The organism is Acidithiobacillus sp. TH-A36 (assembly GCF_057473445.1).
Genome location: NZ_JBYCKP010000360.1, coordinates 1 through 7,374, shown reverse-complemented (window position 1 = coordinate 7,374; position 7,374 = coordinate 1). Strand labels below are relative to the sequence as shown.

Below are 7,374 nucleotides of genomic sequence, written 5' to 3'. Positions count from 1 at the left end.
CATCCGCTTGGACAAGCCGCCAAGACAATGCTTATGAAGGGCTTCAGGCAGTGGGGTGAAGAGGTTAACGTGTTATTCACGATCCCTGGGGATTGTCGGCTTAATTTTTCCAATGCCGCGCAGGGGTGCGATCTTAGACAGATCAAAGTAACACCACGCCGCGAAGCAGAGTTGCTTATGAAATGTGTTTCTGGTACGTTCCCGCCATTCGCCTTGGACCCAACCATTCGTTTGGTATTTGATATTCGCTTGGCTGAGCGTTTTACTCAGTACGTCATCGGCTCGGGAAGCCCTATGCTCTCGCTAAAGCTAAATTTCAATGACCTTGTACAGGTCGCCTCCCCTCTTTTCGCCGAAGTAGCCCAACAGGAGAAGCACGAATGAGATCATCCAATTTTCTTTCACTGCACACCGTCGAGAGTCCGCTACTCGTCGGTAATTTTTGGAATCTGCAGTCGGTTCAAATCATGGCCGAGGCAGGTTTTCCCGTGTTGGGGTCAAGCAGTGCGGCCATTGCAGCTGATCGTGGCCTCAAAGATGGCGAGGTTCTGGCCTTCTCAGATGCACTCAACGTTTGCATCGCGGCAGTCGAGCAATTCGATGGTCCCGTGTCTATGGATTTCGAGGCTGGCTACGCTTCTACTCTGGAAGGTATCACGGCGAATGCTGAGTGCGTTTATGCGGCTGGCATCGATGGGTTGAATCTTGAGGATTCATTGAAGTCATCTTCAGGTCTAAGACATATAGACGAGCAGTGTCGGATCATCGAAGCAGTCAAGCAGGTTCAAAATGCTCATGTGGACGGGGGCGTTCTCAACGCCAGAATTGACACCATTCTTCAAGGCGACGACTTAGTTAATACAGTTAAACGAGCCAAAGCTTATATCAGAGCCGGTGCAGATTCTGTGTTCGTACCTGGCTTGCTGGATGTTTCGTTGCTTGCACGTCTGTGCTCTGAGGTCTCTGCTCCCGTTAACGCGATGCTATTACCCGGTACCAAAGTGTCGGTAAAGGATTTGTCGGGCGCCGGTGTGGCGCGTATCAGTTTTGGAAATTTCTTTCGGGATTCGATTCAAAAAACGAGCGTCGCCTCAGCAAAACGCTTTCTGGCCAGCGGGGAGCCATCCTATCTTGTTGATTAAAAATTAAAACATTATAGGTCCACTATTGTTAGTCGCCATCAGTAGGAATGTGATAGTCGGCCTCGGGTGCCGCAAATTGCGCCGAAAAGCAGGCTGTGACTCCCCCGTTGGGTGGTTACAACCACCCAACGGGTTCCACGTGTGAGAGAGTGAGCAAGTCGACGTCCCCGAAACCGTGCCCCCATTCCACCTTTGATTCATGGAGTATATCGTGAAGACCAGACTGTCGGCGTATGAAGGGGTTCCCGCTGGGCAGGGAAAGATGGTATCTGGAAAATACAGAACGGCCATGGAGTTTGATCAACAGATAAAAAACCACGCCACGATCTCACTGCCTGTAAAACCGCCCTACAGTTTTCACTGGGCGATGGAATATCTGCGGAGTTCTCCCTCTGCTGTGCTCGAAAAAGTGGACCTTGATACGGGGTTACAGCGGATGCTGTATCTGGAGGGGATTCCCGTTCAGCTGGTTGTGCGTAGTGAGTCCGCCGATGTGAGACATCCGGCCCTTTTCCTGGACATACATAGTGGTCAGCAAATTTCCAGTGCGATTTGTGCTGCCAGCGAACAATGGGCCAGAAACATGCTGAATCTTGATCAAAATCCGCGAGCGTTTCTCGCCCTTGGGAAGCAGGATGCGCCGTTGCAGCAGCTTCAGGAACGCTTCTACGGCATGTGGCCAGTGCGCATAGCGTCTCCCTACGAATCTCTGATCTGGGCCATTATTGGACAGCAGATTAACGTGACATTCGCGCATCGTCTCAAATGCCGTTTTCTGAAACACTGTGGGGAATCGGCGCGCATGGGTGATCAGGAGTATTACCTGTTCCCCGAGCCAGAACGGGTTGCATGTGCAAATCAGCAAGAATTGGCGGCCCTACAGTTCAGTCGCCAGAAATCGGAATATATCACTGCAGTTTCCGCAGCCGTAGTCGACGGTCGGCTCAATTTTGATGCGCTCCATGCGCTCCCACAGGAACAGGCGATCAGCCATCTCCTGCAATTCCGAGGCGTGGGCAGATGGACTGCTGAGTATGTACTAATGCGCGGATTAGGTTATCCGGACTGCATACCGGCAGCGGATATAGGGCTACGCAGGGTGGCCGGAAAACTTTATGGATTAGGGCGGACAGCTTCAGAAATGGACGTGCGTGACATCACAGAGCGGTTTCATGGATGGAGGAGTTGGATCGCGTTTTATTGGTGGATGAAGTTACAGCAAGATTCTTCGAAATGAGTGACTATCAGGATAACCGGGGTACAGGGCGAGAGTGACTGGAGAGGTTCCAACTAATGCTGCTCTGCCATCTATTTGGGCAATGCCTCTTCAAGCAAGTTCATCTGACCAGCATTCGTGGGAGATTCCTCCAGACAGTTCAAACCGCTCACGGCCACGCCGAGCAACCGGACGGAAGCCTGCAACTCAGCAGGAATGGCCTTGGCCAATAAGCCAGGCAAGCAGACAATGATGGATTCTGTGTGCCAAACAGCCTGCGCATGGGTATGCGCTCGTGTGACTGTTTCGAAATCGGAAAAGCGTACTTTGATGCTTACAGTACGTCCCGCCAGCCCCAGCGACTGGAGACGGCGACGACCTGGCCCGCCATTTCCTGCAGATTTGTCAGCATGAGCTGTGGGTCTTCCAGATTTTGTGGAAAGGTACGCTCGGTGCCCACAGATTTCCTCTGACGACTGGGTTGAACGGGACGTTTGTCTATGCCTCGGGCAATCTCGTAAAACCAAAGACCTGCCTTCCCGAATTGTGCAATCAATGTTTCCCGAGCGGCATTTCGGAGATCCAGAACTGTATGGATCCCCGTGAATGACAACTTTTTCACGGTGGCAGGCCCTATACCGTGGAGCTTGCCAACGGAGAGAGGAGACAGAAAGGCCAGGCCGTTTTCCGGTGGAACCACAAAGAGTCCGTTGGGCTTGCGCCAATCGGAAGCGAGTTTAGCCAGCAACTTGTTGTAAGATACCCCTGCCGAAGCGGTCAGACCGGTTTCCTGCTGGATGCACAAACGTAAGCGTGCAGCCAACCCATCTTTTTATTGCCTGAATTTTCGCTGACGCTATCCCCGGGTTTTCACCGGAGGGGGTAGTGATGTCGAAGAGAGAGCGTGTGGAGAAAGAGGAATTTTGGCGGCAGCAGATGGAGGGATTTGCGGCGAGCGGTCTTTCGGTCAAGGCGTACTGTGCGCAGCAGGGGATTGCCGTGGCCAACTGGTATTATTGGCGCAAGCGCTTGGGGAAGAGGGCAGAGTCACCGGTGATGGCTTCGGGCGTTGAGGAATTTTTACCGATTACCTTGGCACCGAATCGAGCCTCGATGCCAGCAGTGGAAATCCAGTTGTTGTCGGGGCGTAGCCTGAAGCTCTCGGCGCCGTTGGATACGAGTTGGTTGCAGTCTTTGGTACGGGTTCTGGAAGGACCATGTGGCTGAGTCCGGGGAGCCGCATCTGGCTGGCGGCGACACCGGTAGATATGCGCCTGGGCTTTGATGGCTTGGCGGCCAAGGTGCAGGGGGTTCTGGCGGCCAATCCCTTCTGCGGTCATGCGTTTGTCTTTCGCAACCGGCGTGGAGATCGCCTGAAGCTTTTGCTCTGGGATGGGCTGGGATTCTGGCTCTTATATCGCCGCCTGGACCAGGGAAGACTCCATTGGCCGCGGATGGAGAATGGTGCCATCGAACTCTCGGCAGCGCAGTGGGCATTGCTGGTGGAGGGGCGTCCTTGGACCCCATTGCCCGCTCTGAAACTCTGTACTCCAACGACCTTGTAAGTGACGGAAATGCTTGCCTTTCCTGCGGATTTCTGGTAGTATTTCTCCATGAAATCAACGACTCCAGATGCTCTCCCCAAACATCCCAACGCTCTGCGCGAGATGGTTTTGCAGCTCCTGCACGAGCGCGAAGAAAAGGATCGGGAATATGTATCTCAGGTGGCCAACTACCGGCAGCAGATTGCAGAGCAACATCAGGTCATAGCCCAAAAGGACCAGTATCTCTCCGTTCGCGATGAAACCATCGCCCGCTTGGAAATGACCATTGCCAAGTTGCAACGTTGGCGATTTGGGCGGCGCTCGGAAAAGCTCTCTGCCGACCAACTCAGCCTCTGGCAGGAAGCTCTGGAGACGGAGATCGCCGCTGTAGAGGCCGAGCTCGATGCCGTGCTCGCCGACAGTGCCGCGACCCAAAACCCAGCGTCCACCCACAAGCCTGCACCCCGTCGTCATCCGGGCCGGATGAAACTCCCTGACACCTTGGCGCGGGTGGAGGTACGGCACCACCCCGAAAGTTGCACCTGCAGCCAATGTGGCGCGCCTTTAGAGACCATCGGCGAGGAAATCACGGAAAAGCTCGACTACGTCCCCGGCCACTTCCAGGTGATCCGCCATGTGCGCCCCAAGATGGCCTGCCGCCCTTGCGGCACCCTGACAAGCCCTGCACTGCCAGCGCAGGTCATCGACAAGGGACTGCCCACTGCGCGGACCCTCGCTCAGGTCCTGACCGCCAAATACCTGGACCATCTCCCGCTCTACCGGCAGGAAGGGCAATACCTTCGCGCCGGTGTGCCGATCTCCCGCTCTACCCTTTGCAGCTGGATGGGTCAGGGAGAATATTGGCTCAACATTCTGGCCGGGGCCTGCAAGGAAGCGTTGCTGATGGGCAGCATCCTGCACGCCGACGAGACGCCCCTGCCGGTTCTCCATCCCGGTAGTGGCAAGACGCAGAAAGCCTACCTCTGGGTCTACCGCAGTCAGGCGGATGCTCTGCATCCCGTTGTCGTCTTCGATTATGCCCCGGATCGCAAGGGGATCCATCCCCAGCGTTTCCTGGGCGACTGGCAGGGGATCCTGCAGACCGACGACTACAGCGGCTACGACGCTCTCTACCGGAAGGGAGGTATCATCGAAGCCGGATGCTGGGCCCACGTCAGGAGACACTTTTACGATGTCAACGAAGGGGCTCCCAGCCCGGTGGCGCAGAATGCGTTACTGCGCATCCGCAAGCTCTATGAGATCGAAGCCGAGATCAAGGATGATCCCCCGGAGCGCAAAGCCCAATCCCGACAAGAACGCGCTGGTCCCTTGCTGGAGTCCTTCCATGCCTGGCTCACCGATGTACAGATGCAGGTAGCGCCCAAGAGCGCTATCGCGAAGGCTATCAGCTATGCCCTGAAGCGCTGGCAGGCGCTGACCCTCTATCTCCAAGAGGGGCGATTGAGCATCGACAACAACCCGGTGGAGCGCGCACTGCGGGGCGTAGCCATCGGCCGCAAGAATTACCTCTTCGCCGGTAATGACGCCGGTGGCGAACGGGCGGCAGCCTTTTACACCGTGATCGAGACCTGCAAGCTCAATAACGTCGAGCCCTTCGCCTATCTCTGCGACGTGCTCGACAAACTCCCCACTTGGCCCGCTAAAAAACTCCACGAACTACTCCCCTGGAACTGGACAAGCCCTACCGTAACCTGATCGGCACACCTTCCAAAAGGTGGGTTGGTCGAACGGTTACGCACAAACGAATCTCCCGGGCGATCTGGACCGCCAGGACCCCATCGGCGGTGGCCGCCGTCACATCCAGGAAAGCTTCGTCCAGCGACAGGGCTCCACGAGAGGGGTATAGCGCCGCAGGATTCCCATGACCTGACGCGAGGTTTCCCGGTAAGCCTCCATGCGTGGGCGCAGAAAAATCGCCTTGGGGCAGAGTGACCGGGCGCGTGCTGCCGTCATGGCAGAATGAATACCAAACTGACGGGCTTCATAGCTGCAGGTGGCCACGACACCTCGACCGGCCGGGTCGCCGCCGACGATGACGGGTTGCCCTTGGAGTTCGGGATGGTCCCTTTGCTCCACGGCGGCGAAAAAAGCGTCCATGTCCACATGGATGATCTTGCGAAGATCGGCAACTGGTTCTGTCAGTAGGCTCGGCAATGGGCAGTCTCCTCAGTTGCTTATATTCTATCAGGAACCGACCTGAGGAGGGGGATGTCTTTGAGTATGTAACGATGTAATGGGAATAGCGCGATTGAAAGTGCTGGCCTATGCGCACCAGAAAACGGTAGCGTGACGAGAGGGTAAAACAGGTTCAAGACGATCGGTCTGTGGATAGAACGGCGACACTGCTGGTCTAATCGATTGTCATGCAGGATCAGCCCCTGAACATTTCTATTCCATGGACGTCCACCCGCTGCGCGAATTAGCGCCGCTGAATTCGCACATTATGAGCTCAAAAAGTCAGGAGTATTGCAAATGAATCAAATCAATATCCAATATCACAAAACAAAAATAGGTGAACTAATACTGGGATCTTTTGATGGTCGCTTATGCTTGCTTGATTTCAGGTATAGAAAAATGAGAACCACTGTTGATAACAGGATAAAAATTTGGCTTAAAACAGACTTTTCAGAACAAGATAACGCGACACTGACAAAAGCAAAAGAACAACTGGACGAATACCTGAATGGAAACAGAAAGGAATTTGACATTCCATTATTAATGGTTGGAACCGATTTTCAGAAGAGTGTTTGGAACGCGCTGATGAAAATACCCTACGGTTCTACTTCAACCTATTTGCAATTAGCAAAAAACATAGAGAATGCAAAAGCTGTTCGTGCAGTAGCCAGTGCAAATGGTGCAAACGCCATAGCTCTTGCCATACCTTGCCACCGAATCATTGAAAGTAACGGCGATTTAGGTGGTTATGGTGGTGGCGTGACCGTAAAAAAGCGCTTGCTAAAGCTGGAGCAAAGCCACTGCGTTTTGAGTGATGATGAGAAATATGAATTTCTCGGCTCCAAAGATAAAAAATATGACGGTTCTTTTTTTACTGCCGTAAAAACGACGATGATATATTGTTTGCCTTCGTGCAGAGCCAAAAAACCAAAGAGAGAGAATGTGATTTTTTACGATACAAAGAATGAAGCAATTGAAAATGGCTATAGTGCTTGTAAAGTTTGTAATCCATAAAACTCATATCTAGACGCCGTGATCGGATGGAAAATCTTCATTGCGCCAGAAGGCTTGGTCGTTGGGCGTAACCAGTGGGATAGACGTTCCCACTCTATGACGACATGGATGTGCCATAGCGAAGGTTTCCTCGTCACGCGAGCAATATGAGTCTGCAATTTGATATTACAGGAGTTGTCGGGTTGTGCGCGTTATCTTCGAGTGGGCTCCCCCAGGAGTAATATCATGCTGATAGATGCCCTTCGGAACGATCTGGGGGCCG

At 53.7% G+C, this 7,374-nt stretch carries 10 protein-coding genes; 7 read left to right on the top strand and 3 right to left on the bottom strand.

Annotation, left to right across the window (positions count from 1 at the left end; all coding sequences use genetic code 11):
* The 3 genes from AC2VLY_RS09610 to AC2VLY_RS09600 all read left to right on the top strand — a co-directional run.
* Nucleotides 1-384 (top strand): YbaK/EbsC family protein (locus tag AC2VLY_RS09610; protein WP_486892508.1); only part of this gene is annotated, 384 nt, incomplete at its 5' end.
* On the top strand, nt 381-1,142 hold the full coding sequence (locus AC2VLY_RS09605) for an isocitrate lyase/PEP mutase family protein (RefSeq protein ID WP_486892509.1): 762 nt from the start codon (nt 381-383) through the stop codon (nt 1,140-1,142). The genes AC2VLY_RS09610 and AC2VLY_RS09605, both read left to right, overlap by 4 nt.
* 211 nt (nt 1,143-1,353) lie before the next feature.
* Nucleotides 1,354-2,379 (top strand): DNA-3-methyladenine glycosylase family protein, encoded by a 1,026-nt coding sequence (locus AC2VLY_RS09600; protein ID WP_486892510.1) that lies wholly within the window; start codon nt 1,354-1,356, stop codon nt 2,377-2,379.
* 71 nt (nt 2,380-2,450) lie between these two features.
* Here the strand turns inward: AC2VLY_RS09600 and AC2VLY_RS09595 are convergent, their stop codons facing one another.
* On the bottom strand, nt 2,451-2,690 hold the full coding sequence (locus tag AC2VLY_RS09595; protein ID WP_486922168.1) for a DinB/UmuC family translesion DNA polymerase: 240 nt from the start codon (nt 2,688-2,690) through the stop codon (nt 2,451-2,453).
* Nucleotides 2,691-2,692: 2 nt separating this feature from the next.
* Complete coding sequence (locus AC2VLY_RS09590; protein WP_486892511.1) at nt 2,693-3,181, bottom strand: DNA polymerase thumb domain-containing protein; 489 nt, start codon at nt 3,179-3,181, stop codon at nt 2,693-2,695.
* Between the two features lie 65 nt (nt 3,182-3,246).
* Between AC2VLY_RS09590 and tnpA the strand changes: the two genes are divergently transcribed.
* The 3 genes from tnpA to tnpC are packed head-to-tail and all read left to right on the top strand — an operon-like array spanning nt 3,247 to nt 5,618.
* Nucleotides 3,247-3,585, top strand: coding sequence for an IS66 family insertion sequence element accessory protein TnpA (tnpA, locus tag AC2VLY_RS09585; RefSeq protein ID WP_486892512.1), 339 nt, complete (start codon nt 3,247-3,249; stop codon nt 3,583-3,585).
* Nucleotides 3,576-3,923, top strand: coding sequence for an IS66 family insertion sequence element accessory protein TnpB (gene tnpB / locus AC2VLY_RS09580; RefSeq protein WP_486892513.1), 348 nt, complete (start codon nt 3,576-3,578; stop codon nt 3,921-3,923). The genes tnpA and tnpB overlap by 10 nt, the downstream gene beginning before the upstream one ends.
* 48 nt (nt 3,924-3,971) lie before the next feature.
* Complete coding sequence (gene tnpC, locus AC2VLY_RS09575; protein ID WP_486892514.1) at nt 3,972-5,618, top strand: IS66 family transposase; 1,647 nt, start codon at nt 3,972-3,974, stop codon at nt 5,616-5,618.
* Nucleotides 5,619-5,717: 99 nt separating this feature from the next.
* On the opposite strand, the gene AC2VLY_RS09570 is transcribed toward tnpC, so the two are convergent.
* A complete protein-coding gene (locus tag AC2VLY_RS09570; RefSeq protein ID WP_486892515.1) occupies nt 5,718-6,077 on the bottom strand; it encodes a Y-family DNA polymerase in 360 nt (119 codons plus the stop codon).
* Nucleotides 6,078-6,395: 318 nt separating this feature from the next.
* Here AC2VLY_RS09570 and AC2VLY_RS09565 point away from each other — a divergent pair, with 318 nt between their 5' ends.
* Nucleotides 6,396-7,112 (top strand): methylated-DNA--[protein]-cysteine S-methyltransferase, encoded by a 717-nt coding sequence (locus tag AC2VLY_RS09565; RefSeq protein WP_486892516.1) that lies wholly within the window; start codon nt 6,396-6,398, stop codon nt 7,110-7,112.
* Nucleotides 7,113-7,374 lie beyond the last annotated feature (262 nt).